Annotated in this window: 21 protein-coding genes; 12 read left to right on the forward strand and 9 right to left on the reverse strand. The window is 64.2% G+C overall.

Translation table 11 applies throughout. The features are described from left to right. Window positions 1-2: 2 nt before the first annotated feature. The 3 genes from ABD687_RS12335 to ABD687_RS12345 form a co-directional block, all read right to left on the reverse strand. Window positions 3-1,211: an amidohydrolase gene (locus ABD687_RS12335; RefSeq protein ID WP_302263935.1), complete on the reverse strand. Its 1,209-nt coding sequence runs from the start codon at window positions 1,209-1,211 to the stop codon at window positions 3-5. Between the two features lie 66 nt (window positions 1,212-1,277). Continuing rightward, window positions 1,278-2,000, reverse strand: coding sequence for a hypothetical protein (locus ABD687_RS12340; RefSeq protein ID WP_310290783.1), 723 nt, complete (start codon window positions 1,998-2,000; stop codon window positions 1,278-1,280). 36 nt (window positions 2,001-2,036) lie between these two features. Continuing rightward, on the reverse strand, window positions 2,037-2,771 hold the full coding sequence (locus ABD687_RS12345) for a DUF5058 family protein (RefSeq protein WP_302266398.1): 735 nt from the start codon (window positions 2,769-2,771) through the stop codon (window positions 2,037-2,039). A 298-nt stretch (window positions 2,772-3,069) separates the two neighbouring features. On the opposite strand from ABD687_RS12345, the gene ABD687_RS12350 reads away from it, so the two are divergent. The 7 genes from ABD687_RS12350 (at window position 3,070) to ABD687_RS12380 (ending at window position 12,026) form a co-directional block, all read left to right on the forward strand. Beyond that, the gene (locus ABD687_RS12350) at window positions 3,070-4,494 is read left to right on the forward strand and encodes an amidase (protein ID WP_310293436.1); all 1,425 of its coding nucleotides are present in this window, start codon (window positions 3,070-3,072) and stop codon (window positions 4,492-4,494) included. Window positions 4,495-4,629: 135 nt separating this feature from the next. Continuing rightward, window positions 4,630-5,592, forward strand: a complete 963-nt coding sequence (locus ABD687_RS12355) for an Lrp/AsnC family transcriptional regulator (protein ID WP_264268705.1) — start codon at window positions 4,630-4,632, stop codon at window positions 5,590-5,592. A gap of 91 nt (window positions 5,593-5,683) precedes the next feature. Continuing rightward, entirely contained in the window at window positions 5,684-6,631 is a 948-nt protein-coding gene (locus ABD687_RS12360; RefSeq protein WP_310290781.1) for a beta-ketoacyl-ACP synthase III, read from the forward strand. Window positions 6,632-6,852: 221 nt separating this feature from the next. Continuing rightward, window positions 6,853-7,506: a TetR/AcrR family transcriptional regulator gene (locus tag ABD687_RS12365; protein ID WP_310290779.1), complete on the forward strand. Its 654-nt coding sequence runs from the start codon at window positions 6,853-6,855 to the stop codon at window positions 7,504-7,506. Between the two features lie 41 nt (window positions 7,507-7,547). Next, complete coding sequence (locus ABD687_RS12370) at window positions 7,548-9,158, forward strand: carboxyl transferase domain-containing protein (RefSeq protein ID WP_310290777.1); 1,611 nt, start codon at window positions 7,548-7,550, stop codon at window positions 9,156-9,158. A gap of 7 nt (window positions 9,159-9,165) precedes the next feature. After that, window positions 9,166-11,202, forward strand: coding sequence for an acetyl/propionyl/methylcrotonyl-CoA carboxylase subunit alpha (locus ABD687_RS12375; RefSeq protein WP_310290775.1), 2,037 nt, complete (start codon window positions 9,166-9,168; stop codon window positions 11,200-11,202). After that, window positions 11,199-12,026 (forward strand): HpcH/HpaI aldolase/citrate lyase family protein, encoded by an 828-nt coding sequence (locus ABD687_RS12380; protein WP_310290773.1) that lies wholly within the window; start codon window positions 11,199-11,201, stop codon window positions 12,024-12,026. Before ABD687_RS12375 ends, ABD687_RS12380 begins: the two co-directional genes overlap by 4 nt. 48 nt (window positions 12,027-12,074) lie before the next feature. Here the strand turns inward: ABD687_RS12380 and ABD687_RS12385 are convergent, their stop codons facing one another. After that, window positions 12,075-13,121 carry an NAD(P)-dependent alcohol dehydrogenase gene (locus tag ABD687_RS12385; protein ID WP_310290771.1) on the reverse strand — a complete coding sequence of 349 codons (1,047 nt, stop codon included), beginning with the start codon at window positions 13,119-13,121 and terminating at the stop codon, window positions 12,075-12,077. Between the two features lie 223 nt (window positions 13,122-13,344). Here ABD687_RS12385 and dsdA point away from each other — a divergent pair, with 223 nt between their 5' ends. The 4 genes from dsdA (at window position 13,345) to ABD687_RS12405 (ending at window position 18,706) form a co-directional block, all read left to right on the forward strand. Next, window positions 13,345-14,700 (forward strand): D-serine ammonia-lyase, encoded by a 1,356-nt coding sequence (dsdA, locus tag ABD687_RS12390; RefSeq protein WP_310290768.1) that lies wholly within the window; start codon window positions 13,345-13,347, stop codon window positions 14,698-14,700. 29 nt (window positions 14,701-14,729) lie between these two features. Next, a complete protein-coding gene (locus tag ABD687_RS12395) occupies window positions 14,730-15,122 on the forward strand; it encodes a VOC family protein (RefSeq protein ID WP_310290766.1) in 393 nt (130 codons plus the stop codon). A gap of 82 nt (window positions 15,123-15,204) precedes the next feature. Further along, window positions 15,205-17,373: an AAA family ATPase gene (locus ABD687_RS12400; RefSeq protein WP_310290764.1), complete on the forward strand. Its 2,169-nt coding sequence runs from the start codon at window positions 15,205-15,207 to the stop codon at window positions 17,371-17,373. A gap of 4 nt (window positions 17,374-17,377) precedes the next feature. Beyond that, window positions 17,378-18,706, forward strand: a complete 1,329-nt coding sequence (locus tag ABD687_RS12405; protein ID WP_310290762.1) for an McrC family protein — start codon at window positions 17,378-17,380, stop codon at window positions 18,704-18,706. A gap of 158 nt (window positions 18,707-18,864) precedes the next feature. On the opposite strand, the gene ABD687_RS12410 is transcribed toward ABD687_RS12405, so the two are convergent. The 4 genes from ABD687_RS12410 to mmsB all read right to left on the reverse strand — a co-directional run bounded on the left by ABD687_RS12410 (window position 18,865) and on the right by mmsB (window position 23,799). After that, entirely contained in the window at window positions 18,865-20,073 is a 1,209-nt protein-coding gene (locus ABD687_RS12410) for a glycerophosphodiester phosphodiesterase family protein (protein ID WP_310290759.1), read from the reverse strand. 172 nt (window positions 20,074-20,245) lie between these two features. Then, window positions 20,246-21,247: a quinone oxidoreductase family protein gene (locus ABD687_RS12415; protein WP_310290757.1), complete on the reverse strand. Its 1,002-nt coding sequence runs from the start codon at window positions 21,245-21,247 to the stop codon at window positions 20,246-20,248. A gap of 119 nt (window positions 21,248-21,366) precedes the next feature. Further along, window positions 21,367-22,875: a CoA-acylating methylmalonate-semialdehyde dehydrogenase gene (locus ABD687_RS12420; protein ID WP_310290755.1), complete on the reverse strand. Its 1,509-nt coding sequence runs from the start codon at window positions 22,873-22,875 to the stop codon at window positions 21,367-21,369. Window positions 22,876-22,878: 3 nt separating this feature from the next. Beyond that, window positions 22,879-23,799, reverse strand: coding sequence for a 3-hydroxyisobutyrate dehydrogenase (gene mmsB, locus ABD687_RS12425; RefSeq protein WP_310290752.1), 921 nt, complete (start codon window positions 23,797-23,799; stop codon window positions 22,879-22,881). A 132-nt stretch (window positions 23,800-23,931) separates the two neighbouring features. On the opposite strand from mmsB, the gene ABD687_RS12430 reads away from it, so the two are divergent. Then, entirely contained in the window at window positions 23,932-24,810 is an 879-nt protein-coding gene (locus tag ABD687_RS12430; RefSeq protein WP_310290749.1) for a LysR family transcriptional regulator, read from the forward strand. A gap of 76 nt (window positions 24,811-24,886) precedes the next feature. On the opposite strand, the gene ABD687_RS12435 is transcribed toward ABD687_RS12430, so the two are convergent. Next, window positions 24,887-26,284, reverse strand: coding sequence for an MFS transporter (locus ABD687_RS12435; protein ID WP_302263910.1), 1,398 nt, complete (start codon window positions 26,282-26,284; stop codon window positions 24,887-24,889). Window positions 26,285-26,410 lie beyond the last annotated feature (126 nt).

Consider the following 26,410-nt stretch of genomic DNA (forward strand, 5'->3'; position numbering starts at 1 on the left):
TTCTAGGCCAGGTAGCCCGAAATGGCCGCCACCGCCGCCCGGACCCCGGCCGAAAGGGTCGGTTCCATCTCGGGCAGGAAATACGGCGAGTGGTTCACCGGCGGATGCTCCTGGTTCGCGGGGAATCCCCCGAAGAACCAGTAGACGGTGGGCACGTCGATGGAATCGCCGAGCCACCCCACGTCCTCGCTGCCCATAACCGGCGGGGCCAGGACCACCTGCTCCTGGCCCAGCTCGGCGCGCAGCGACGCGATGACCGACTGCGTCTGGTCCGGATCGTTGTAGCAGCGCGGGAAGTCGTAGACGTGCTCGATGTCGGGTGCGGGCGCATTGGAGGCCTGGGCCTCCGCGTTGACGATCCGGGTGATCGCCTCCAGCACCGTGGCGCGGACCTCGGGAGTCAGCGTCCTGACATTGAGCGTGAATTCGGCGCGGTCGGGAATGATGTTTTCCTTCAGGCCGGCGTGGAACGTCCCCGCCGTCACCACCGCCGGCGTTGTCGGTGCCAGCTCCCGGGAAACGATCCCCTGCAGCCTGGCAATGATGTGGGCGCCGAGCAGGATCGGGTCGATGGAGTCCTGCGGCTGTGAGCCGTGGGACTGCTTCCCGTGCAGGGTCACCTTCAGGGCGTCGGCCAGGGCCATCGCGGTGCCGGAGGAAATGTGCACGGATCCGGCCGCGTAGGGAAAGACATGCTGTCCGAGCACGACGTCGGGCCGCGGCGCCCGCTCCCAGAGTCCGTCCTGGACCATGGCCCGGGCCCCGGCGCCGGTTTCCTCCCCGGGCTGGAACACCAGCACCAGCGTCCCGTGCCACGCCGGCTTGTTTTCCGCGAGGAATCGCGCCGCGGCCAGCAGCACCGCGACATGGGTGTCGTGGCCGCAGCCGTGCATGACCGGGACCTCGGTGCCGTCGGGCAAATGCGAGGTCGCCGTCGAGGCGTAGTCGGCCCCGGTGTCCTCCTTGATCGGCAGCCCGTCGGTGTCGGCGCGGAAGGCCACGGTCTTGCCCGGGCCGTTGCGCAGGATTCCCACCACGCCCGTGCCGCCGCAGCGGAAGTTCTCGATGCCGAGTTCGGCCAGGCGCGCCTGGATGTAGGCGGCGGTTTCGTGCTCCTGCATGGAGAGTTCGGGATGCCGGTGCAGGTGCAGGTACTGCTCGTGCATCCAGTCGGTGGCGATGCCCTCGAGGTCCAGGGTGGGTGCGGTCATGATGTGGGTGCTTCCTTTCGTTCGGTGTCCGGCGCCGCGTGTGGCGGAGGCCGGCGGAGGGTTGGATCAGTCGACTTCGACGGCGGTGTGGACTTCTTTTCGGTCCCGCAGCACCCAGGAGAGGATGATCGAGCAGACGACCACCAGCGCGGTGGCGAAGAGCGCCATCTTTGGTGCGGCGGGGACGATGACGAATTGGACCAGCAGGGCAAGGGCCACCGCGATCACTGTCGGCCGCAGGCGCTTCATGCTCACGATCGCCTGCACGAGCACGGCCCCCATGAGCGCGGGCAGGATGTAGAGGCGGGCGACCTCGATCATGCTGGCGGGGACCAGCGAGACCAGCCACGTGCCCAGCAGCCCGACGAAGACCAACAGGCTGGTCAGGTGGACGGTGGCCGCCCCGCCGATGGCCATCACGGCCGCCAGGTCGCCGCGCCGGGTTCCGGGCTTGGCGTTGATGCTGGACTGGGCAACGATGGCGGCGGGGAGCAGTTTGTTGGAGATGTTCCCGATCATGAACGCCTGGTACATCGCGGCCGAGCCGAGGATCGGGAAGTAGGTCAGCGGCTCGACGAACCAAAAGACCCCGAAGGTGGCCGCGACCGCGACGAACGCGATCCAGACCATGGGTCCGGTGATCTCCAGGCCCGAGAAGAAGACCAGGTAGACGGGTCCGAGCAGCGAGAAGACGAGACCGGCAAGCATGGTCAGGGATCCGTAGCGCGTGGTCTCGGATTCAAAACGGGCCATGGAGGCATCGGAATGGGTGGCGACGGGGGTGGTCATGGTTTTTCTGCTTTCTTGTTTGCAGGGAACGCGGGGCTAGGCCGTGTGCATCAGGTAGGCGGCGGCGATGGCGACCATGATGGCGAAGCCCAGCGCCCATTCCTTGAGCCACCGCGCCTTGAGCAGCTTGGCCAGGAAGAGGCACAGGCACATGGTTGCAGCGGAAATCATCAAGGTGACCGCGTGGATGTTGGACTTGGGCAGCTCCGCGATGGCCAGCATCGAAAAGGCGCCGAGCAATGCGGCGGCCGGGATCAGTGCCATGACCGCCGGATTGGCCTTCGCCAGTTTCTTGCCGCCGCGCTTGAGCACGGGGGTCAGCACCAGGGTGGAGAGCATCCACATGCCGCCCGAGAGGGACATGGCCATGAACGCGACGGCGAAGACCTGCTGCGTGTATTCGGGCCCGCCGAGCACGGTGCCCATGGAAATCGCCGCCAGGGACGCCGAGGCCGTTTCGGTCGAGGCGGAGCCGATCAGCCCGATGCGGACCAGCACCGCCGGGGTCCCGAACAGCGCCAGGAGGGCGATGGCCACCAGCACCACTGCCAGCGAAGGCCCGATGGAGGCGACGGCCCCGGCCCGGAAGGATTCCTTCAGTTCGCGCGTCGGCATGCCGATGTGCGGCGCCGCGCGGCGGGCGGCCTTGATATAGAGATAGGTCTGCACGAAGATCACGGCGAAGACGCCCAGTGCGCAGATCCAGAGGATCGGGGTGTTCGCCACGGCCCAGATATCCGTGGATGTCGGGTTTGCAGCGAGGGGGTGGATTTGCGGCACGGCAACTTCTCCTTTGGTCTCATCGACGCCGCCGCCGTCAGCCACATTCCCGGCTAAACTATGAGCCACGTCTCTTTCGTTCCAGATTGCGCCGCCCCCGGGATTCTGGCAACCAATGAGGGATTTCGTCATGGATTTGTCGTTTTCATGCATTCTGGACCAATTTCCCGACCAGACTATTCACACGGTCCGCGGCGCGCACAGACTGTGGACATCAGGAATCTCGGCCCAGCGCCGATCGACCAACCAATCAAGCAAGGACGTGGAAAACGTGAACGCGATTCAAGACATGGGCGCCCGGGAGATGACCGAAGCGATCAAGCGCCGCGACCTGTCGGCCCGGGAAGCCCTCGAGAGCCACATCGAGCAGATCGAGCGGGTCAATGGCCCGATCAATGCAGTCGTCACCACCGATTTCGACCGCGCCCGCGAACTCGCAGCGAAGGCCGATGAGGCCACTGCGCAGGGCAAGTCCACCGGGCTGCTCCATGGACTGCCGATGACGCACAAGGACACGTTCAACACCGCGGGCCTGCTCACGACCCAGGGCTCGCTCGCCCTGAAGGACAACGTTCCCCAGACCGACGACCTGCAGATCGCGCGGCTGGCCGCGGCCGGGGCCATTCGGACGGGCAAGACCAACGTTCCCGAGTTCGGGGCCGGTTCCCACACCTTCAACGAGGTCTTCGGCACCACCACGAACCCCTACGACACCGCGCTCAGTGCCGGCGGCTCCTCCGGGGGCGTTGCCGCCGTCATTGCCGCCCGCATCCAGCCCCTGGGCGAGGGCTCGGATATGGGCGGTTCGCTGCGCATACCCGCATCCTTTTGCAACGTGGTTGGCTTCCGCCCGTCCTACGGCGTGATCCCCATGCCCGCGCCAACGGATGCGTGGTCATGGCTGGCACGCAGCGGACCGATGGCGCGGACCGTGGACGACATCGCCTTGTTCATGGAGGCCACCGCCGGCGACAGCGACAGGGTCTTGACACCCAACACGCTCTCCGGCCGCGACTTCGCGCAGCTGGAACCAAACGCGCTGCGCGGAATCCGGATCGGCTACAGCAGGGACTTTGGGATCGGTGTCCCGGTCGAACCGGAGGTCCTGGAGGTGCTGGACGCGCAGATCGCCGTCTTCGAACAGGCCGGGGCGCATGTCGAGGAGGCCTCCATCGACCTGCGCGAAGCCGACCTGGTCTTCGGCAATACCCGAGCGTACGATTTCGCCGCCATGTTGGGCGACCTGGTGCGTTCCCGGCGCGAGATCATCAAGCCGGAAGTCATCTGGAATGTCGAGAAGGGGTGGGCGCTGGACGCCGAGGACCTGATCGCCACCACCGCGGCACGAACCCGGCTGGAAATCGCCGTGCAGAAATTCTTCGCCACGTTCGACCTCTTCCTGAGCCCCGCCGCACAGGTCCTGCCCTTCGACGCCAGCTGGCGCTACCCGCAGGAGATCGCCGGAGTCCCGGCCACCACCTACCTCGACTGGATGCGCTCGGCATGCCTAATCTCCGGCACTTCGCTGCCGGCACTGTCCATACCGGCCGGATTCACCGCCGACGGGTTGCCCGTGGGCCTGCAAATGACGGCCAACCACTACAAGGACGTGGAACTGCTGTGCTACGCCCGAGACTTTGAGCAGCGAACGAGCTTCGCCGAGCGCGCGCCGCAGTGGGTTGCAACAGGACTGAAGGGACAGGAAATCCGGTAATGGCGCGTGCCGGGCGCTGGTTCCTGCACGGGAGTCCACAGCGGGACGGGCATTGGATACGCTGTTGCCACGGCCATTGCCTGCCAGTCATTGGCCGACCCGTGGTCGGCGAGCTTCCACTACAAAGGGGACCCCATGGCCCAAGGCGATCTCAGCGCACTGCAACAACGCATCATCGGCGCCCTCCAGGTGGACGGCCGCGCCACCTGGCGCAAGATCGCCCAGGTGCTCGACGAGCACGAGCGCACCGTGGCGAGGCAGGGCTCGGAGCTTCTCGCCTCCAAGGCCATCACCGTCGCTGCCCTGCGCATGCGCGAATCGTCGGTCATCATGCGCCTGGCGTGCACGCCGGGAACGGCCAGACTTGCCTGCGAATCGCTGGCCCAGCGCGCCGACACCACCTTCAGCTACATGGTGACGGGGGTCGGCGACGTGGTGGCCGAGGTCATCTGCGAGGCGCATGCCTTGAACGAGCTGCTCACCTTGCAGGTGCCCTCGACCCCGGGGCTGATCTCCTGCTCGACCTATCCGGTGCTGAAGTACTTCCGCACCATCCGCGGCTGGCGCATCGGGGTGTTGACCGCCGCGGAGGAGCTCGCGCTGCACACCGAGCTGACCCAGGACGACACGCGGCAGCAGGGCGTGCGCGAGGCAGCGGCCCGGCTCACCGAAAACGACGAACTGATCATCCAGGCCCTGCAGCGCGACGGCCGCGCCAGCGTGGAGGCCGTCGCACGCCAGGTCAGGTTGTCGGAGTCCACGGTGTCCCGGCGCATCGACTGGCTGATCCGCAACTCCCACCTGGCGATCCGCACGCTGGTCGAGCCCGAGGCGCTGGGGCTGAACACCGAGGCGCTGCTGTGGATCCACACCGCCCCGCACCAGGTCGAGGCCCTCGGCGCGGCCCTGGCCAGGCGTCCGGAGGTCCGCTACGCGGCCGCGGTGGCCGGGGACTGCCAGCTGGTTGCCGACATCACGGTCGCAAACCCTGCTCAGCTTTACGACTTCCTGTCGGATCCTTCGTGGAGCAAGTCGATGACCCACCTGCAGAGCACCATGGTGCTGCAGGCGCGCAAGCGCGGCGGGCAGTTGCTCTGACGGCCCGCCCCGCGTCATGCAAATAACCGGCACACCACCCCAGGCAGTACCCTTGCAGGCGAGATCATTCCCGCAAGCAGGAGCCAACCCTTTGACCGCCAGCAAAGTTGTTTCCTTCGGCCACTATCAGCCCGGGCGCATCGTGCCGAACGCGGAACTGGAAACCTTCGTGGAAACCAGCGACGAATGGATCACCCGCCGCACCGGCATCAAGGAACGCCGCTGGGCAGGGGAATCCGACACCGTGGACTCCATGGCCGCCGAGGCCGGTCGCATGGCCCTTGCCAATGCCGGGGACCTCGACGCTACACAAATCGACCTGGTCATCGTGGCCACCTGCACCGAGCGAGACCGCTCCCCGAACATGGCCGCCCGCGTGGCCAACGCGCTGGGCATGGACCAGGGACCTGCAACCATCGACGTGAACACCGTCTGCTCCGGCTTCTGCCACGCACTCGCACTGGCCCAGCACGCCATCGCCGCCGGCAGCGCCACCAACGCGCTGGTCATCGGCTCGGAGAAGTTCACCGACGCGACCGACTTCACCGACCGCACCACCTGCGTGCTCACCGCCGACGGTGCCGGAGCCATGGTGGTCACGGCCTCCGCGGAATCTGGAATCTCCCCGGTGCTGTGGGGCTCGGTGCCCTCGATGTCCGATGCGATACGCATCGAGGAATCCAACAACGGCAAGTTCGCCCAGAACGGCCAGAGCGTCTACCGATGGGCCGTGACCCAACTGCCGGCGATCGCCGCAAAGGTCATCGAACGCGCCGGGCTGGACCCCGAAGAAATCGGGGCGATCGTGCTGCACCAGGCCAACCTGCGCATCATCGAGCCGCTGGCCGCGCAGATCGGTGCCCCCAACGCAATCGTCGCCACCGACGTGGTGTATTCGGGAAATACCTCGGCTGCCTCGGTGCCTTTGGCACTGTCCAAAATGATGGCGGATCAGCCGTTGCCCTCGGGCACCCCGATCCTGCTCTTCGCCTTCGGTGGCGGGCTGTCCTACGCCGGCCAGGTCATTACCGCGCCGTAGCCGCGGATCTGCGGCGATGGCGTCGGGCGGTTTCGGGTAGTGCGTATCGCCGCCCAGCTCCCGGGCGGGACCATGGTTGCGCACCCGGGTAACCTGCAGCATCAGCCATGCACCAACGTTTCCCAATCAATTGATTGACAGTGACCGGCGTCACGGTGTTTGCTGGAGTCATGAAGCCAATCGAATGATTGGTTCTGTTTTCATACTCAGCAGCGGGGTCCATGGTGAACATCAGCAAGGTACAGCAGGCTGCCGTACTGCTCTTTGCCCGGCAGGGGTTCGCCGCGACCGGGATCCGAGAGCTGGGCGGGGCCGCTGGCATCAACTCCGCCACGATTTACCACTATGCAGGCAGCAAGGAAGAACTGCTGGTTCAGGTGATGCGCAGCTGCCTTGACGAGATGATCACCTCCGGAGCGGCGGCAATGCGCATCAGCGCCGAGCCGACCATCCAATTGGCGGCCCTGGTTTCGTCTCACGTTGGCTTCACCGCCACCAATCCGCTGACGGCACGGGTGGCCGAATACGAGATGCGCGCGCTCTCACCCGATAACCGCACCGCCATGCAGAAGTTGCGCGATGACTACGAATCGCTCTTTGCGCAGGTCGTCGAGCGAGGGATCCGCGTCGGCGATTTCTCCACCGATGATGCCACCATGGCGCGCCTTGCCCTGATGGAAATGGGAACCGGTGTGGCCCACTGGTACCGGCCCGACGGTCGGCTGACACTCATCGAGGTTCAACACAACTTCGTGGCCATGGCCTGCAAGATCCTCTCGGCAAACCAAACCATGCTCGACGGTATCGACTACATTCGCCCGCCTGTCGTTGTGGCCAGCGAGCCGACCGGAACTTCGGTCACAATTTCCGGTTAAGGCCATGCGCCGCCAAGACACCACGAGAGGAAAGAGGATTCATGGAAATACTGCCCAGCACCATTGATACGACCGCCCCCGCCTTCCTCAAGAACGCCACCGAACAGGAAGCGCTGGTTTCCGAACTTCGCCAACGCCTGGCCACCGCTGCCAAGGGTGGTTCGGAGAAGACCCGGCAACGCCACGTGGACCGCGGCAAGCTGCTGCCCCGCGACCGCGTCCAGGCACTCTTGGATGTCGGTTCTCCCTTCCTGGAAATCGCACCGCTGGCCGCGGAGGACATGTACGAGGGCGGCAGCCCAGGCGCCGGACTGATCACGGGCATCGGCTTGGTCCATGACCGCTACGTGATGATTGTCTGCAACGACGCCACCGTCAAGGGCGGGACATACTTCCCCATCACGGTGAAAAAGCACCTTCGTGCCCAGGAAATCGCCCTGGAAAACGGGCTTCCCTGCGTCTATCTGGTGGACTCCGGCGGCGCCTTCTTGCCCATGCAAGACGAGGTCTTCCCCGACCGCGAACATTTCGGCCGCATCTTCTATAACCAGGCCAACCTCTCGGCACGCAAGATCCCGCAGATCGCCGCGGTCCTCGGATCCTGCACTGCGGGAGGTGCCTACGTCCCGGCCATGAGCGATGAGACAGTCATCGTCCGCAACCAGGGGACCATCTTCCTGGGTGGTCCTCCCTTGGTGAAGGCAGCGATCGGCGAAGTCGTCACGGCCGAGGAGCTCGGCGGCGGGGACCTTCACGCCAGGACCTCGGGCGTGGTCGACCACCTGGCCGAGAACGACGCCCACGCCATCTCCATCGTGCGCGACATCATCGAAACGCTGCCGCGCACCCCCGAGCCGGTATGGGATGTCATCCCCGAGGTCGCTGCTCCGATCGCGGACCCGGCAGAAATCTACGGCGCCGTACCCACCGACGTGAACGCCACCTACGACGTGCGCGAGGTCATTGCCCGGATCGTTGACGGCAGCGCATTCCACGAATTCAAGGCCAACTACGGAACCACGCTGGTCACCGGGTTCGCCCGCATCCACGGCCATCGCGTGGGCGTCGTTGCCAACAACGGTGTGCTCTTCTCCGAGTCCGCACTCAAGGGCGCCCACTTCATCGAGCTCTGCGACCAGCGCGGCATTCCGCTGGTATTCCTGCAGAACCTCTCCGGGTTCATGGTGGGCCGCGACTACGAGGCCGGCGGCATTGCCAAGCACGGCGCCAAGATGGTCACCGCGGTCGCCACCGCGCGGGTCCCCAAGCTCACCGTCATCATCGGAGGGTCCTTCGGTGCCGGCAACTACTCGATGTGCGGACGGGCCTACTCCCCGCGTTTTTTGTGGATGTGGCCGGCCGCGCGCATCTCCGTCATGGGCGGCAACCAGGCGTCCTCGGTGCTTGCGACAGTGAAACGCGATGGGATCGAGGCCGCCGGTTCCACGTGGAGCATCGAGGAAGAGAACGCGTTCAAGGCACCCCTGAAGCAACAGTACGAGGACCAGGGAAACCCCTACTACTCCACCGCCCGACTCTGGGACGACGGGGTCATCGATCCTGTGGACACCCGGCGCGTGCTTGGCATGGCACTGGATGTCTGTGCCACCCAACCCTTGCCCGAAACCTCCTTCGGCCTCTTCAGGATGTGATGCGCACATGACCACGAAACTCTTTGACACGGTATTGGTTGCCAACCGCGGCGAGATCGCCGTCCGGGTGATCCGCACTCTCCGGCGCATGGGCATCAGGTCCGTTGCCGTCTACTCCGATGCGGATGCCCGGTCGCTGCATGTGCGCGAGGCCGACGTTGCCATCCACGTGGGCGGCTCCCCTGCCGCCGAAAGCTACCTGAACATCGGCAACGTCATTGCCGCCTGCCGGGCCTCGGGTGCCCAAGCGGTGCACCCGGGCTACGGGTTCCTCTCGGAAAACGTCGAGTTTGCCCGGGCATGCAAGGATGCAGGCATCACCTTCATCGGACCCGGGGTGGATGCGCTGTTGCTCATGGGTGACAAGATCCGCTCCAAGAACCATGTCTCTGCCCACGACGTGCCGGTGACCCCCGGCATTGCCGAGCCCGAGCTCAGCGACGAGGAACTCATCGACGCGGCATCCGAGATTGGCTTCCCGGTGCTGATCAAGCCCTCCGCGGGAGGCGGCGGCAAGGGCATGGTCGCCGTGAATTCCGCGGACAAGCTGCCGGAGGCGCTGGCCAGCGCCCGGCGCACCGCATTGAGCTCCTTCGGCGACGACACGCTTTTCCTTGAACGCCTGGTGTGCAGCCCGCGGCACATCGAGGTCCAGATCCTGGCCGATACCCAGGGGAACACCGTGCACCTGGGCGAGCGCGAATGTTCCCTGCAACGCCGCCACCAGAAGGTCATCGAGGAGGCACCTTCCCCGCTGCTGGCGAACCACCCGGAGGGGGCGCGCATCCGCGAGGAGATTGGTGCGGCGGCCGTGGCCGCCGCCGCCTCGGTGAACTACGTGGGTGCCGGGACCGTGGAGTTCCTGGTTTCGGACGAGGCACCGGGCGAATTCTTCTTCATGGAAATGAATACCCGCCTTCAGGTCGAGCACCCCGTCACCGAAGAAGTTGCCCGGTTGGACGGCGAGCGCATCGACCTGGTCGAGGCACAGGTTCGCATCGCCGCTGGCCTGCCGCTGGGCTTCACCCAGGAGCAGGTGTCCCTGCACGGGCACGCCATCGAGGCACGCGTCTATGCCGAGGATCCGGCCCACGACTTCATGCCCTCCACCGGACGGTTGCTGGCAGTGCGCGAACCGGCAGGGGATTATGTGCGCGTGGATTCCTCGCTGACCACCGGTCTTGAAATCTCCCCGCACTACGACCCGATGCTGGCCAAGGTCATTGCGTGGGGCGCCGATCGGGACGCTGCGCTGGGCCGGCTGGATGCCGCCCTCGGGCACACCGAGATCCTGGGGGTGCTGACCAACATCGAATACCTGCGTCTGCTGCTGGAGGACACCGACGTGCGCGAGGGAAACCTCGACACCACGCTGATCGAACGCAAGATGCCATCCATGGCGTTCCGCGCCGTCACCGACACCGAAATGGTTTTCGCGGCGGCACTGGAGATGACGCGGCACCCGGGCCGAGGCGGCACCTGGCACGCGCGGGACTCCTGGAGGACGGGAACCCCCGCGGCGCTGGCCACCACCCTCGAGGTGAACGACGGGATTCGCACCCTCTCGTCGGTTCCCACCGCAGCCGGACGCACGTTCACCATGGACGGCAGGGACTTCGACGTCGCGTTCCTGCCCGGAGGTTCGGTTGCCGTCGATGGGATTCAACAACATCCTGCAACGGCATTTGGCGACGAATCCACCCTGTGGCTCAGCCACGACGGCTGGGTTGCCTCCGTCAGATTCCCCGACCGGCACGAACTGCTCCGCCGGGAACTGGCCAACCGCGACCACGTTGCCGGCGAGGCCTCGCCCGATGTCCGCTCCCCCATGCCCGGCACCGTGATCGCGGTGGGAGTCAGCGACGGGCAATGGGTCGAAGCCGGTGAGATCTTGGTGACAATCGAGGCCATGAAGATGGAACACCCCATGCGGGCCCCCGGGACGGGTACCGTACAGATGGGACGTTTGCGGGTCGGTGACCTGGTCAAGGCCAACCAAATTGTCGCAACACTCACCTACGACACCGAGGACGAAGCACCATGAGCATCTTCACCATGGGACCCGCAATCCTGTTCTGCCCTGCGGACCGCCCCGATCGATATGCCAAGGCGCTCGAACGCGCCGACGCGGTGATCCTCGATCTGGAGGACGCCGTGGCACCGGAGAACAAGTCGGCTGCCCGCCAGGCACTGGTGGACAATCCCTTGGATCCGGAGCGCACCATCGTCCGGGTGAACCCGGTGGGCACCGCTGACTTCACTGCGGACTTGCGGGCCCTGTCCTCCACCGATTACCGCACCATCATGCTCGCCAAGACCGAGGGGCCCGAGGACCTGTCCCGGCTGTCCGCCTACGCGGTCGTGGCCCTGTGCGAGACCGCGCTGGGCATCCTCAACGCCCAGGTCATTGCCGGCACTCGCAACGTCGTGGCCATGATGTGGGGTGCCGAGGATCTGGTCGCCTCCTTGGGAGGATCGTCTTCCCGCAGGGAGTCGGGCACGTACCGGGATGTAGTCAGGCATGCCAGGTCCCAGGTCCTGTTGGCAGCCGGAGCCTATGGCAAGGTTGCCATTGATTCGGTCTACATCGACATCGGCGACCACGCGGGTTTGCTGGGCGAGTCCGTTGACGCGGCGGCCTCGGGCTTCGGGGCGAAGGCCTCGATCCATCCCGGGCAGATGCCGTTCATCCGCCAGGCCTTCATTCCCACCACCGAGCAGGTCGACAGGGCCAAAAACGTCCTGGCGGCGGCGGAGAAATCCGCCGGTGTGTTCACCTTCGAGGGACAAATGGTCGACGAGCCGCTGCTGCGCCATGCCCGAGCCACGTTGGCGCGGCATGCACCAACGACGACCACGACCCCATGACGAATGCCCCGTCGCCGCTTGCGCAAGCGGCGACGGGGCATCGATTCGTTAGGCCTGGTGCGGAACGATGACCGCCCGGGCGTTCAGCTTGCCCGCCACCATTTTCCGGTAGGCCTCCAGTCCGTCTTCCAACGAGTACGTCTCGATTTCCGGAGTGATCTGGCCCGCCCGATACATGTCGACAACCTCGTGGAGCTCCTCAATGGTTCCCCAGTAGGTGTTGGTGATGACCGACTCGTACGGAGTGGTGAAAAAGCTCCACTCATGCACGCCACCGGCGATCCCGACGACGACGAGCTTGCCGCCCTGCGCCATTGAAGCCGTGGCGGTCGCCAACGTGGGGGTGACACCCACGAAATCGAATGCCGCATCGACCCCACGTCCGCCCGTAATTTCTCGGATCTTCCGGACTTGGTCGGGTCCGGATGGAACGGTGATGGCCCCGGCCTCTTCGGCCTTGGCCATCGCTTCGGGCTTCATGTCCGTGGCGATGATGGTGGCGCCGGTGAGCGCCTTGAGTATCTGCACCGCGATCTGGCCCAGTCCACCCAGGCCCACGACCAACGCAAATCGTCCGCCCGCATTCAGGTGCGGCAGCGCACCCTTGATCGCGTGATAGGGGGTAAGGGCCGCGTCCGCGAGCGGTGCAGCGGCAATCGGATCGGCATCGCCCAGCGGGATCAAGTTGCGTGCCGGAACCGCGACATACTCGGCCATGCCGCCATCGCGCCCCAGTCCGATCCCGGCGTACGGATTGGTCGCGGCGTTTTCACAGTACGTGTCTTGTCCACGCGAGCAGGCCTTGCACCGGCCACAGCCAACGGGACCATAGACCAAATAGGCTTCTCCGATGTTGACACCGCTGACACCCTCTCCGACTGAATCCACCCATCCGGAGTTTTCATGCCCGAGCGTAAATCCCGCTTTCATGTTGCCCGGCATCTCTGCCGTGAAATCCTGGAAAATGCTCACGTCTGAATGGCATGCCCCGGCACCTGCGACCTTAAGTAGGACTTCTCCGGGACCTGCCTCGGGCTTTCGGACTTCCTTGAGCGTCGGAAACTGCTTCCATTCCTCGAAAACTATCGCGCGCATGTGGTGCCTTCTTCCTGCTGGATGGGCAAACTCTTCACGGGACTCACGCTAACGGTTGTCACTCGTGAATTCCACGGTCGTTCCCACCGGTGCGTCCCTCCGCCGCTGAGGTGCCTTACGAGCATCTGTCCTGCCGGGTCTGACCGCCGCCGATTCGCCGCCGACAATCCGGTGTCCTACATTGGGAAGCAGAATGCCCGCAAACATGGAGAATCCCACGACAATGAACCAAGCCTTCGACCTCGAGCAACTCCTTACCGATCCCGTCGTCGCTGCCCTGGCCCGGGCCGAGGAGACCGCCTGGTTCGCGGCCGCGCCCACCGACACCGCGGCGGGAATCGAGGCCTCGGGCATCGACCCGGCCATCGTGGACGACGCCCGGGTCCGGTTCGGCCGCTTCGCCCCTTGGTTCGCCGAGCATTTCCCTGACACCCGCGCTACGCACGGCATCTTGGAATCCCCGCTGGTCGGCATCCCCGACATGCAGGCCGAACTCGGCGCCCGCTTTGGCGCGGACTTGCCCGGCAAGCTGTGGCTCAAGCGCGACGACGCGCTTCCGGTCAGCGGGTCGATCAAGGCACGCGGTGGCATCCACGAGGTGCTCGAGGTCGCCGAGCGCATCGCCATCGCCGCCGGCCTGATGGCCGGGACGGACGACGCCCGGGTGCTGGAACGGCCCGAGGTGCGCGAGGTGCTCTCGCGCCACGGCATTGCCGTTGGATCCACCGGCAACCTGGGCCTGTCCATCGGCATCGTCGCCTCCGAGCTCGGGTTCAACACCACCGTGCACATGTCGATGGATGCCCGGGCCTGGAAAAAGGAGCTGCTGCGCTCCCGCGGCGTCACCGTGGTGGAGCACGCGGGCAACTTCTCCGACGCCGTGGCCGCCGGACGCCGCACCGCCGAAGAGGATCCGAGTGTCTGGTTCGTCGACGACGAGGCCTCACTGAGCCTGTTCGCCGGATACTCGGTCGCCGGGGCGCGGCTGGCCGGGCAGCTGGCGTCCTTGGGCGTCACCGTCGATGAGCGGCACCCGTTGATCGTCCACCTGCCCTGCGGCGTGGGCGGCGGACCGGGAGGCGTCACCTTCGGCCTCAAGGCTGCCTTCGGGGACGCGGTGCACTGCGTCTTTGCCGAACCGACCCACGCCCCGTGCATGTCCCTGGGCGTGCGCACCGGGTTGCACGATTCAATTTCCGTGGCGGACATCGGCCTGGACGGGCTCACCGCGGCGGACGGGTTGGCAGTGGGCCGTCCCTCGAGGCTGGTCGGCGAGCACCTGCAGCAGCTGATCGACGGATACGTGACCGTCACCGACGAGCGCATGAAGGCGTTCGTCGGCCTGTTGCACGACACCGAGGGCATCGACGTGGAGCCTTCCGCAGCGGCCGGGTTCGCCGGCCCGTGGCGCATCCTCGAAGACGAAACATACCGCGCCGCGTTCGGGCTGGATGATGCGGCGTTGGCCAACGCGACCCATGTGGTGTGGTCAACCGGCGGTTCCATGGTCCCGTCGGCGGAGATGACAGGCTATGTGGCCGAGGGCCAGGCGCTCATCAACGAGGTTTCCTGGCGCTAGGGACCCCTGCCGCCGGTAGATTGGGATCCATGGAGATCCTCTCAAGCCGGGTGCTGTTGCGGCCCGTGAACCTGCCCGAGACCCAAGCGTTCTACCGCGACGTGCTGGGCCTGGCGGTGTCCCGCGAGTTCGGGCCCGCCGGGCACCGCGGGCTGGTGTTCTTCCTGGGCAACGGCCTGCTCGAGGTTGCGGGCACCCGCGAGGTCGGCAGCGACTCGTCCCTGGTGCTGTGGCTGCAGGTACGGGACGTCCAGGCGGAGCTGGAGCGACTCGCGGGCCTCGGCGTCGGGATCGCTCGGGAGGCGCAGACCGAACCGTGGGGACTGATCGAGGGATGGATCCAGGACCCGGACGGCACCCGGATCGTGCTGGTGCAGGTTCCCGAGGACCATCCGATCCGGCGCGATGTGCGCGAACTTTAGGCAACACATGCGCCCTGGGATCGACCCACCGTTCTGTGGATGTGCAGGCGTAACCTGCTAGTAAGAAGAAACGGAGCTCATCATGCCTACCTCTGACAACAATTCGAAACGGGTCCGACTCGTCCTGGAACTACTCTCCGCAAGTCCCGATGGGCGCGCCAAAGCCTACGGGCCGAATTCACTCTCCTCCGAGGTGTTCGACCGGATACCTGCAGAAGGCACCGAAGTCGAGAAGAAATCCGACGGAAAGACCCGCGCCGAAATCGATCTCATGTGGTCCTCCGTCGACTTGGTGAAGGCGGGTTGGCTCGAGAAGGACGGCACCGGGCTGTGGAGTATCACCGATTCGGGCAGGCAGGCCCTTAATGACCACGAAAACGCCATTGATCTGGTGGCGGAAGCACGCCACCGCTACAAGGCATGGAGCGTGGAGTACACCGGCAAACGAAAGGAGCAGCTTCAGTCGATTATCGTAGCCCGAAGCAAGGACGAAGAGTCCATTCGCAACGCCGCCCAGCTATTCGTTGATCGGGGGCTTCAAAACGGCGACTCTGTTTTTTCGCCTGACCGTGAAATTTGGTCAACGGGTCCGGTAGATGAGCTCCGTTCGGTCTTCATCGGCGCACCGGATTTCGGATCGGGAGACTTCATTAACAAACTCAAGGGTCAGTTGGCCAAGGTTTCAGAAGACGCCCGCCTGTTGATGTCCGAGCTTGTCTGTTGGCAGCTCCTGCCAGTGAACCCGGAATCCGTGGGCGAACGAAAGAAAATGGAACGCGTACACACGCTCCTGGGGTATATGGAACACCCTGTTCAGGTTCCTGCGGAAGTATCCACGGCTTTCAAAGCAGGCAGCTTCAATCCCGGCCCCGCGATGAACCAAAAAATATATGATGCCATGGTTCTGATCATCCGCTTGCTGCACGACTGGTGTAATAAGTCTGAGGATGAAAAGCAGACACTCCTCGTAGATCCCTGGGCCTGGCGCGACTTTGTCCAGGGCCTGCCCGGGGATAGTTTCCCCACCCAACGAAATTCTTTGGCCTATCTGGTCCATCCGCACAAGCTGACGTCCATTGTTTCGCCCCGTGATAAGGAAGCCATTCGTTCAGCCTTCATCGGGGAAATCGGAGAAAGCACAGGGGACATCGACCGAGATCTTTTCGCGATTGTGCTTCAACTGCAGATCAAGTCCGGTGAAGCCGTCGATTTCAATGAACAACCTTATGTCGACGCATGGAAGGTCTCCCCACTAAAGACACCTGCAAATATCCAAGAACCCGATCAAGAGCTAGACGAGCCCGTTCCGGCGAGTAGCGTCGAACATATGCTTGGAGAACTACGTCCATTCCCCCGCGTCACACCGGCACTGGCCCAGCGCCTTTTTATGCACTCCGCGTGGCTGCAGAAGCAACTTGACCTAATCGAACGGCGTCGGCAGATCATCCTTTTCGGGCCTCCGGGCACTGGCAAGACGTTCGTGGCTTTGAAACTTGCTGAGCATATCGCCGGAGATGACAAATACACGGAAATAGTGCAGTTCCATCCCAGCTATTCCTACGAGGATTTCTTCCAAGGTTACCGCCCTGTAACTTCGGCCTCAGGCACATTGACTTATGAGCTCGCTGACGGGCCCTTACGGCGAATCGTGGAGCAAGCCGTCAAGAATCCCGAATACAACTATGTGTTGGTAATAGACGAAATCAATCGCGGAAATCTCGCCAAGATTTTTGGGGAGCTGTACTTCCTGCTGGAGTACCGCGACCAGCCGATCAAATTGCAGTACAGCAAAAACGACGAAGACACCTTTATCCTGCCGCGAAATCTCTTCCTTATCGGAACAATGAACACCAGCGATCGATCTATTGCATTGCTCGACGCAGCCATGCGCCGGCGCTTCTCCTTCGTTGAACTTCATCCGGACAAGCAACCCGTTAAATCAGTTCTTCCCCAGTGGCTGGAGCACCACGGGCTGGAACCCGAGCCTGCGGTGCTCTTGGACGAGGTCAATCTCAGGATCAACAACCCTGATTTCAAGTTGGGGCCAAGCTATCTCATGCCCAAGAACGGCACATTCCTGGATGGCCAGCTGGAAGAGATCTGGGAATACGATGTCCTCCCGTTGCTCAGCGAATACCATTTCGGCGAGGACGTCGACGTTGAGGAAAAGTACGGGTTAAAAAGTCTCCGCGCGCACTTGAACAAAGAATCCACAGATCGATCCGAGAATCTGAATATTGTGGACGGTTAGGGCCATGAGGCATCTCGAACTACACGAAAGTAGCCGCCCGGAGCGCCATACTTTGTCCGACGATGCTGCTTCAACGCTCAACCGGTTGCGCATCGCAACGGTAACCCCGGAGGGTGGTGGCGAATGGACTATTGCCAATATCCGCAAGGTCGGCGTCGTTAGAATTGATGGCCAACAGATCTTGATCCGTCCCAAGGTTCCCATTTCACAGCTTTTCTTTATGATGCAGTTCGCGTTGAATCCAAAGTTCTGGTTGAACGAAGAAATTCAACTAGACAGCGACAAGAATCTGCTGAACGCCATGGCTGTGGCTTTCCTACGACAGGCGTCGAAGATCTGGAAGCAGGGATTCGTTCAGGGCTACGAAACTTTTGAAGACGCGCGGCCCATGGTGCGCGGAAGAATCGACATCGCGGCGCAAATCAGACGCCAGGGAGGGCTGGCGTTCCCAGCCCAGGTAGTCTACGACGAATTCACGATTGATGTGCCGGAAAACAGGCTGCTCTTTTCTGCCTTGCAACGACTTCTGAAACTTCCAATGCTTGATTCAGAAACCCGGTCAGGGCTGCGCAAACTGACTCCGCTATTTGACGGCGTCAAGCTGCTAATTCCAGGTCAGGAACTTCCCTATATCCACTACACCAGACTCAATTCCAGATATCGTCAGGCGTTGTTCCTCTCGGAAATGATTCTCCGAAACTCCTCGGTGGAACACGTTAAGGGACAGCTAACGGCCAATGCTTTCCTTTTCGATATGTGGAAGATCTTCGAAGACTTCGTCACTGTCACCTTGGCCCACAACTTTGCCGACATCGGCGGCAAGGCAAAACTGCAGGAAACCGGAACATTTCTCGATAAAGAAGGAAGACTCGCACTTCGACCGGACCTGGTCTGGCATGGCCCTGACCGTCGATTAGCCATTATCGACGCCAAGTACAAGGCTCCGGATTCCATGAAATACCCCAATGCCGACGTATATCAGATGCTGGCATACTGCATCCGCTTCGGACTTACTGCCGGGCACCTCGTATACGCCCAAGGCCAGGAACACTCCCAACTGCACGACATCGTTGGTCACCAGACCATCGTTCAATGCCATGCTGTGGATTTGGAGCTGCCACCACCCGACTTACTCAAGCAGATGTCAAGGCTGGCTTCCACGATTGCATGTTGTGCACCACGGCCACCTGCTCAATCCAACTCCACGGCCGGAACGTGGCGACCCAATAGCGACGGTGGTAACCAGTCGGCACTATATTCCGACGTCCAATTTGTCGTGAATGCTCATGAGTCAGGAACATGCAACGAGCTCAAGGACTGGCCATACACCTAGCCCCGTCAGCAACGGCTTGGTGTAACGCCCACAAATTCCCGAGCCTGCGGATGCTGAATTGTCTTTCCGTGAACAGGGGCAACGCGAAAGCCGGGCCCACCCCTAGAGCGATTGGGGTGGGCCCGGCCGTCTTGGTACGGCAGTTGCTGCTGCCGGAACTAGTTGGCGAAGGTGTCGGCCAGCTGGCCCTTGGCGGTCCAGAGGCCGAGTGAGTCGCCGCCGTTGTTCAGGACTGCGGTCTCGCCGCCCAGGTAGAACGCTTCGGCAGTGTTGGTACCGGGCCCGGAGTACACGCGCAGTTCCGCTCCCGGCGTCAGCTTGAAGCCCTTGCCGATGCGCAGGATGTTGTTGGCTGCATCGCGCAGCACGTAGCCGCCGACGTCGATCGTGCGGTTGCCGTTATTGGTCAGGATGACGTGTTCGCCGGTTTCCGGCTGAAGGTCGTTGCCCGGCACGTCGTTGATCGCGTTTGAGATGACAACTCCGTTGTTCGATGGGAAGACCTTCTGGCCATTGAGGTGCCGGTTGACCTGCTGCGGGAAGTCGCCGGTGATGCGCTCGACGCCCAGTTCCAGGGCTGCATCCGCGGCCTCGGTGGAATTGACGGTGTAAACGCCGAGGCCCAGGCCTGCTTCCTTGACCCGAGCTGCGCCGGCTGCGTCGAGGGTGCGGTAGCTGGTGCCGAAGGAATCGGCGTAGGTTGCGTAGTCGGCCAGGACCGCGTCGCCGGGGACGGTGCCGGTCAACTGCTGCAGCGGGACCTCCGGGGCCAGCTCCGCGAAAGCCTTGTTCGAGGCGGCGTCAAAGCCCAGGACCTCGATCTTGCCGGCCTTTTCCAGCTCGCTCCACTCGGCATCGTTGGCCAGGGCATCGGCAACGACCTGCTCGACGCCCGGGGACTGGGACGGGGACTTGATCTCGATGAACACGCCGGTCTCGCCGGTGAGAACGTCGGCCACGGCATCGAAGTGCGGGATCTTCTCGCCGGCGAAGTCGGCCGAGAAGTAGGATCCGGCATCGAGCTGCTGCAGCTCGTTCCAGCTGAATGAGGTGATCGGGTCGTTGACGCGCTCCGGGAACACGTCGGCGACGTTGGTGGTGCGTGCGGGGGTGTTGTCGTGGAAGATGAACGGGACGCCGTCGCTGGAGAGCTGAACGTCGATCTCGACGAAGTCGGCACCCGACTGGCTGCCGGCCTTGACGGCGGCCAGGGTGTTCTCCGGTGCGACGCCGGCGGCTCCGCGGTGGCCGATCAGGATCGGCGCCTCGTTCTCCTGCGGTACGACGGGCGCGGCAACGGCCGGGACTGCCAGCCCTGCGGCCAAGCATGCGGTGAGTATTCCAAGGGTGATGGTGCGAAGCCTCATGATGGGGATCCTTCGATGTCGGGGACGGACACCCACCACGCTGCCCGTCCCGAACAACGCTGCGGCCACGGTGAGGTGAACCGCGCGTTAAGATCCCGCGTACGACGCCGCCGGACAGTATTGACTTCCCCGGGAGCCGGCGGGTTCGGACCCATCCGCCCGGCCACGTCGGTTACTCCTTGTGGCGGCTGTCCGCCGAGTGCTTCAGGACCACCTTGCCCGTGGTGCCGCGGGATTCCAGCGCCTTGAACGCCTCGACGACATCGGCGATGCCGTACTGCGTCACCTGGGGAACCTTGATGGCCCCCGAAGCGATCCAGCCGAAGATGTCAGCGGCGCGACCGGCAATTTCCTCCGCCGTGCGCACGTGGTGGACCACGGTCGGTCGCGTGACGTACAGGGACCCAAGCCCGGCCAGCGAGTTCACGTCCAGGGTTGGAATCGGTCCGCTGGCGCCGCCGATCGCGACCAGCACGCCGCGTATCCGCAGGGCCCGCAGGCTTTCGTCGAAGGTCGCCTTCCCAACCCCGTCGTAAACGACCGATGCGCCTTCCCCTCCGGTGAGCTCGCGGACCTTGTCGGCAAACCCTTCGTAGCCGATGGCCTCATTCGCCCCGTTGGCCAGCGCCACATCCTGCTTGGCCTGGGTGGAAACCGTTCCGATGACCCGTGCACCCTTCAGCTTTGCGATTTGTGTCAACCATTGGCCCACTCCCCCGGCGGCCGCATGGATCAGCACGGTGTCGCCCGGGCCGACAGTGTAGGTGTCATGCACCAGGTAGTGGGCAGTGATGCCCTGCATCAGTGCCGCCACGGCTGTGGCGTCGTCGATGCTGGCGGGGATCGCCACCACCTTGGAGGCATCGACCACCGCGAACTCGGAGAAACTTCCTTGGCCTCCGGCAAGCCACCCCACGCGCTGTCCGGGCGCAAGCCCGGTGACCTCCTCGCCCAGTGCCTCGATGACTCCCACGCCCTCGACACCTGCAAGGAACGGGGCCCGCAACGGTGTGGCCCCACTGCGTTGGGCGACGTCAAGGTAGTTCACCCCCGCGACGGACAACAGCACCAGGACCTGGCCCGCCGCTGGCGACGGCCGCTCGGCTTGCCGAAATTCAAAGGTTTCCGGGCCTCCGTGTTCGGAAACCACCACGGCGTTCATGGTCTCGGGCATGTCGCGTTATCCTGTCCTGGGTTAAATCGAAATCTATGGCTGTGTTCGATGGTCCCCACGCCAGGTTGGGTCGAGCGCCCCCGTGGGGGTTCCCGACCCAACCTGGCGCGGAAACTCGGTCAGTGCGTGGGGAATCCCAATTCGATCTGGGATTCGCTCGGGTCAGGCCAGCGGCTGGTGACGACCTTGCGCCGGGTGTAGAAGTTGAAGGATTCCGGGCCGTACATGTGGGTGTCGCCGAAGAGCGAGTCCTTCCACCCGCCGAAGCTGAAGGCACCGATGGGCACCGGGATCGGCACGTTGATGCCCACCATCCCGACCTCGATGTCGAACTCGTATTCCCGGGCGGTCTTGCCGTCGCGGGTGAAGACCGCCGTGCCGTTGGCGAAGCGGTTCGAGTTGATCAGCTCAACGGCCTGCGCGTAGTCATCCACGCGCACCACGGCCAGGACGGGACCGAAGATCTCCTCGTCATAGACCCGCATCCCGGGCTTCACGTGGTCCACAAGCGAGACGCCGATGAAGTAGCCGTTGGAGTCGAAGTGCTGGTTTCGGCCGTCGACCAATACCTCGGCACCTTCTTCCTGGGCCGAGGCGATGAATCCTGCCACCCGGTCCCGTGCGGCGGCGGTGATCAGCGGGCCCATCTCCGAGTCCGGGTGCGTCCCGTCGCCGACCTTGAGCCCGGGGATGCGCTCGGAGATCTTGGCAACGAGTTCATCGGCGATGGAGCCCACGGCCACAACGACCGAAACAGCCATGCAGCGTTCCCCGGCCGAGCCATAGGCACCGGAGATCGCGGCATCCGCGGCGGCATCCAGGTCCGCATCGGGCATCACGACCATGTGGTTCTTCGCGCCTCCCAGCGCCTGGACCCGCTTGCCGTTGGCCGCCGCCGTGGAATACACGTACTTGGCGATCGGCGTGGAACCGACGAAGGAGACTCCGGTGATCCCGGGGTTGGCGAGGATCTCGTCGACGGCTTCCTTGTCACCGTGCACGACGTTCAGGATCCCGGCCGGCAGACCTGCCTCCTCGAAGATCGAGGCAATCCAGTTGGCTGCCGAGGGGTTGCGTTCGCTGGGCTTGAGGATCACCGCGTTGCCGGCGGCGATGGCGGTGGTGATCATCCACAGCGGGACCATGGCGGGGAAGTTGAAGGGGGTGATGCAGGCGACCACGCCCAGCGGTTGCCGGGTCTGGTGGACATCGACGCCGGTGGCGACCTGTTCGGCGTATTCGCCCTTGAGGTGGTGCATCAGCCCGGTGCAGAAGTCCACGCTTTCCAGGCCGCGGACGATCTCCCCGTCGGCATCGGAGAGGACCTTGCCGTGTTCGGCGGTGATGATCGCGCCGAGTTCGGCGCGGCGTTCGTCGATGAGCTGGCGGACCGTGAAGAGGATCTGGCTGCGCTTGGCCAGTCCCAGGCGGCGCCAACCGCGCTGTGCCGCAGCCGCGGTCGTGGTTGCCTCGCGCACGGTCTGTGCGCTGGCCAGTGCTACCTGGCCGGTCTGTTCGCCGGTGGCGGGGTTGTAGACCGGGCCGAAGCGTTCGGAGTCGGTGATGGACGTGCCGCCGATGTGGTGGCCGATGGTGGACACGGAAAGGTGTTCAAGTGTTTGCGACATGGGTTACTTCTTCTCCTGGGTGTAGCCGGCTACGGTGCCGTCCGGTGTTACGTTTTTGACGATCAGGGAGCAGTCCTTGTCTCCCAGGCCTTCGGCGATCAGTGCGTCGAAGTGCTCGCGTGCCAGGGTCGCCGCGGGGAGCTTGACTCCCGTCATCTCGCCGGCGTCCAGGGCCAACCCGACATCCTTGCGGGCCAGGTCCACCCGGAACGTTGCATCGAAGTTGTTGTTTGCAGCCGAGGTGTCGATGACGCCCGGCACCGGGTACCAGGTCTGCTGCGCCCACGAGCGTCCCGAAGAGACCGAGGCGATCTCCCAGAAGACCTTGGGATCCAGCCCCAGCTTCTCGGCCAGCTGGGAGCCCTCGGCCGAGGCCATCAGGTCGATGAAGAGCATCATGTTGTTGCAGATCTTGGCGGCGATACCGGTCGTGGCCCCGCCGGCCACGATGGTCTTGCCCGCCAGCGGCTTGATGTGCTCCACCGCTTCGGCCGTGTGCTCCGGGATTCCACCGACCATGAAGGCCAGGGTTGCGGCGGCGGCCCCCGAGATTCCCCCGGAGACCGGTGCGTCAACGAATTTCAGGCCACGCTCGAGCGAGCCTTCGTGGCAAAAGCGCGAGGTCTCGATGTCTACCGTCGAGCTGTCCAACAGCAGCGTCTGCGCGGTGGCGTGGGCCCAGATTCCGTCATGGCCCTCGTACACGCTGCGGACGTGCTCGCCCTTGGGGAGCATGGTGAAGACCGCATCGGATCTCTGGACCGCCTCGGCAATGGAGCCAACGATTTCGACGCCATGTTCCTTGGCGGCGATGCAGGCCTCCGGGTTGAGGTCGTATCCCTTGACCTGGTGCCCGGCCGCAACGAGATTTGCGGTCATTGGCCCGCCCATGTTTCCTAGTCCGATCCAGCCGTAAACTGCCATGATTCCTCCTGCGCCGTGGTCCGCCCGATCGGGCCGTGATAGGCACCACACTATGTGCCCACTTCTTGCCGTTCAACGCACAAGATGGGCCCAGGTTTGCACCACTCATGTGCGTCAACGCACAATGAGTGCATGGAACGCACCCTTGACCACCACCATCTGGAATCCTTGATCACTTTTCTCTCGGTGGCCCGACTCGGGCGCTACACCGCGGCGGCCGACGTGCTGGGCGTCAACCACTCGACGGTGTCGCGCCGCATTGCCGCCCTCGAAAAGGCAGTGGGCGGCCGCGTGCTCACGCGCACACCCTCCGGTTGGGAGGTCACTGACCTGGGACGTCGCGCCCTGGGGGTCGCCGAGGACATCGAGCGGGCACTGACGGGCCTCACCGAGACCCGTGCCACCGGCGAACTCGCCGGAACGGTTCGCATCGGGGTGCCGGACGCCTTCGCCGCGCATTTTGCGACCCCGGCCATGGCCGCCCTGCAACGCAAGCATCCACGGCTGGCAGTCGAGCTGATGAGCGCAACCCAGAGGGCCAGGCAAACCCGTTCAGGAGTCGACCTGGAAGTGGTGGTGGGCAAGCCCCACGTGCACAAGGCGGTGGCGACCGAGCTGCTCACCTACCACCTGGGGCTCTATGCCTCCCGCGAGTACCTTGCCGACCACGGGGAACCGCAGGGGCTTGCCGATCTCGTCTCGCACCGCCTGAACTACTATGTGGAATCCGCGCTGACCATTGACGAGCTGGACAGTGCGACCGAAGCGCTGCCGCCGATGCCCCGGGGCATCACCTCCACCAGCGTGTTCTCCCATATTGCGGCGACCAAGGCCTCGGCCGGGATCGGCATCCTGCCGGACTTCCTGGCCGACCTCGAGGCCGATCTGGTGCGTCTGTTGCCGGGCAACTATGCACATGCCGCCACTTATTGGGTGGTCGGGCGCGAAGAGGCGCTGCGCAACCCGGCGGTGCTGGCGGCGGTTGCGGCCATGGGAGATGCCACCGCGTAGGAACCCGGGCGCGCAAATGCCTGTGGGAAGCGGCCATGGCCGCTTCCCACAGGCATTGTTGCCTCATGTCTCGGTACTACTTCACGCTGTCGCGCGCCGCGGCCTCCGAAGCCTCCGTGTTGATGACGATCGTCCGGGCCCGGTCGGCCTCGTCGATGTCGTGCAGGGAAATACCGTTGGTTTCACGCATGGAGTACACGACGGCCAGGGTGATGATCGCCGCTATGCCGATGTAGATCGCCACCGGCACCCACGACCCGTAGATGCTCAGCAGGAAGGTGGCGATGATCGGTGCCATCGAGCCGGCCACGATCGAGGTGACCTGGTAGCCCAGGGAGACCCCGGAGTAGCGCATGCGGGTCGGGAACATCTCGGCCATGATGGCCGGCTGCCCGGCGTACATCAGGCCGTGGACCAGCAGGCCCGCCACGACCACCAGCAGGATCACGAAGTCGTTCTGCGTGTTGAACAGCGGGAAGGCCACGAATCCCCAGACCAGCATGAGCGCGGCGCCCAGGGCATAGACCGGGCGGCGGCCCAGCTTGTCGGTGTAGCGCCCGATCACCGGAACGACCGCAAAGTGGATCAGGTGTGCCACCAGCATCAGCAGCAGGATCGTGGAGGTGTCCATCTTCAGCTGGGTCTTGAGGTAGGTGATGGAGAACGTCACCACCATGTAGTAGAGGATGTTCTCGCCCAGCCGCAGGCCCATGGCGGTGAACACGCCGCGCGGGTAGCGGCGGAAGACCTCGGCCACGCCGTAGCCGGCCTCGGCGTTCTGCTCCAGCTCAGCCTTGGCCTCCTGGAAGATCGGGGCGTCGGAGATCCGGGTGCGCACGTAGTAGCCCACCGCGACGATGACCACCGAGAGCCAGAAGCCGATCCGCCAGCCCCAGGCCAGGAAGGCCTCCTCGGACAGTGTGGAGGAGAGCACCAGCAGCACGATGGTGGCGAGCAGGTTGCCTGCCGGCACCGCGGCCTGGGGCCACGATGCCCAGAACCCTCGTTCCTTGTCCGGTGCGTGCTCGGCGACCAGCAGCACCGCCCCGCCCCATTCGCCGCCGACGGCAAAGCCCTGGAAGAAGCGCAGGACCACCAGCAAGATCGGCGCCGCGTAGCCGATGGCGTCGAAGGTCGGCAGGCAGCCCATCAGGAAGGTGGTGACGCCCACCAGGATGATGGCCACCTGCAGCAGGTGCTTGCGGCCGTACTTGTCCCCGAAGTGGCCAAAGACGATGCCGCCGATGGGCCGGGCAATGAAGCCCACGGCGTAGGTCAGGAACGCCTTGATGATGTTGTCGAGCTCGTTGGCTGCCTCGGGGAAGAAGATCTTGTTGAAGACGAGCGTTGCCGCCGTCGCGTACAGGAAGAACTCGTACCATTCGACGACCGTTCCGGCCATCGAGGCGACCACGACGCGCTTGAGTCCCTTGCGCTCCTGGATACTGTCACTGCTGGGGCGAGATGAAGCCACTTCCAACCTCCGAAGGTTCCACGGACGGCACCTGGGGCAATTGCCGCTTGCCGATCACGCCTCCGAGTATGGCCCAGGTCACAGTGAAGTTGGAAGCGTTTGCACCCGGGATGAGGTGGCCCGTTT

It is taken from the genome of Paeniglutamicibacter sulfureus, assembly GCF_039535115.1.
GTDB lineage: Bacteria > Actinomycetota > Actinomycetes > Actinomycetales > Micrococcaceae > Paeniglutamicibacter > Paeniglutamicibacter sulfureus.

Coding starts and splice junctions, on each gene's coding strand:
- ABD687_RS12335 (WP_302263935.1), bottom strand. CDS start 1,211: ATGACCGCACCCACCCTGGACCTCGAGGGCATCGCCACCGACTGGATG.
- ABD687_RS12340 (WP_310290783.1), bottom strand. CDS start 2,000: ATGACCACCCCCGTCGCCACCCATTCCGATGCCTCCATGGCCCGTTTT.
- ABD687_RS12350 (WP_310293436.1), top strand. CDS start 3,070: ATGGGCGCCCGGGAGATGACCGAAGCGATCAAGCGCCGCGACCTGTCG.
- ABD687_RS12355 (WP_264268705.1), top strand. CDS start 4,630: ATGGCCCAAGGCGATCTCAGCGCACTGCAACAACGCATCATCGGCGCC.
- ABD687_RS12365 (WP_310290779.1), top strand. CDS start 6,853: ATGGTGAACATCAGCAAGGTACAGCAGGCTGCCGTACTGCTCTTTGCC.
- ABD687_RS12370 (WP_310290777.1), top strand. CDS start 7,548: ATGGAAATACTGCCCAGCACCATTGATACGACCGCCCCCGCCTTCCTC.
- ABD687_RS12375 (WP_310290775.1), top strand. CDS start 9,166: ATGACCACGAAACTCTTTGACACGGTATTGGTTGCCAACCGCGGCGAG.
- ABD687_RS12380 (WP_310290773.1), top strand. CDS start 11,199: ATGAGCATCTTCACCATGGGACCCGCAATCCTGTTCTGCCCTGCGGAC.
- ABD687_RS12385 (WP_310290771.1), bottom strand. CDS start 13,121: ATGCGCGCGATAGTTTTCGAGGAATGGAAGCAGTTTCCGACGCTCAAG.
- dsdA (WP_310290768.1), top strand. CDS start 13,345: ATGAACCAAGCCTTCGACCTCGAGCAACTCCTTACCGATCCCGTCGTC.
- ABD687_RS12395 (WP_310290766.1), top strand. CDS start 14,730: ATGGAGATCCTCTCAAGCCGGGTGCTGTTGCGGCCCGTGAACCTGCCC.
- ABD687_RS12400 (WP_310290764.1), top strand. CDS start 15,205: ATGCCTACCTCTGACAACAATTCGAAACGGGTCCGACTCGTCCTGGAA.
- ABD687_RS12405 (WP_310290762.1), top strand. CDS start 17,378: ATGAGGCATCTCGAACTACACGAAAGTAGCCGCCCGGAGCGCCATACT.
- ABD687_RS12410 (WP_310290759.1), bottom strand. CDS start 20,073: ATGAGGCTTCGCACCATCACCCTTGGAATACTCACCGCATGCTTGGCC.
- ABD687_RS12415 (WP_310290757.1), bottom strand. CDS start 21,247: ATGCCCGAGACCATGAACGCCGTGGTGGTTTCCGAACACGGAGGCCCG.
- ABD687_RS12420 (WP_310290755.1), bottom strand. CDS start 22,875: ATGTCGCAAACACTTGAACACCTTTCCGTGTCCACCATCGGCCACCAC.
- mmsB (WP_310290752.1), bottom strand. CDS start 23,799: ATGGCAGTTTACGGCTGGATCGGACTAGGAAACATGGGCGGGCCAATG.
- ABD687_RS12430 (WP_310290749.1), top strand. CDS start 23,932: ATGGAACGCACCCTTGACCACCACCATCTGGAATCCTTGATCACTTTT.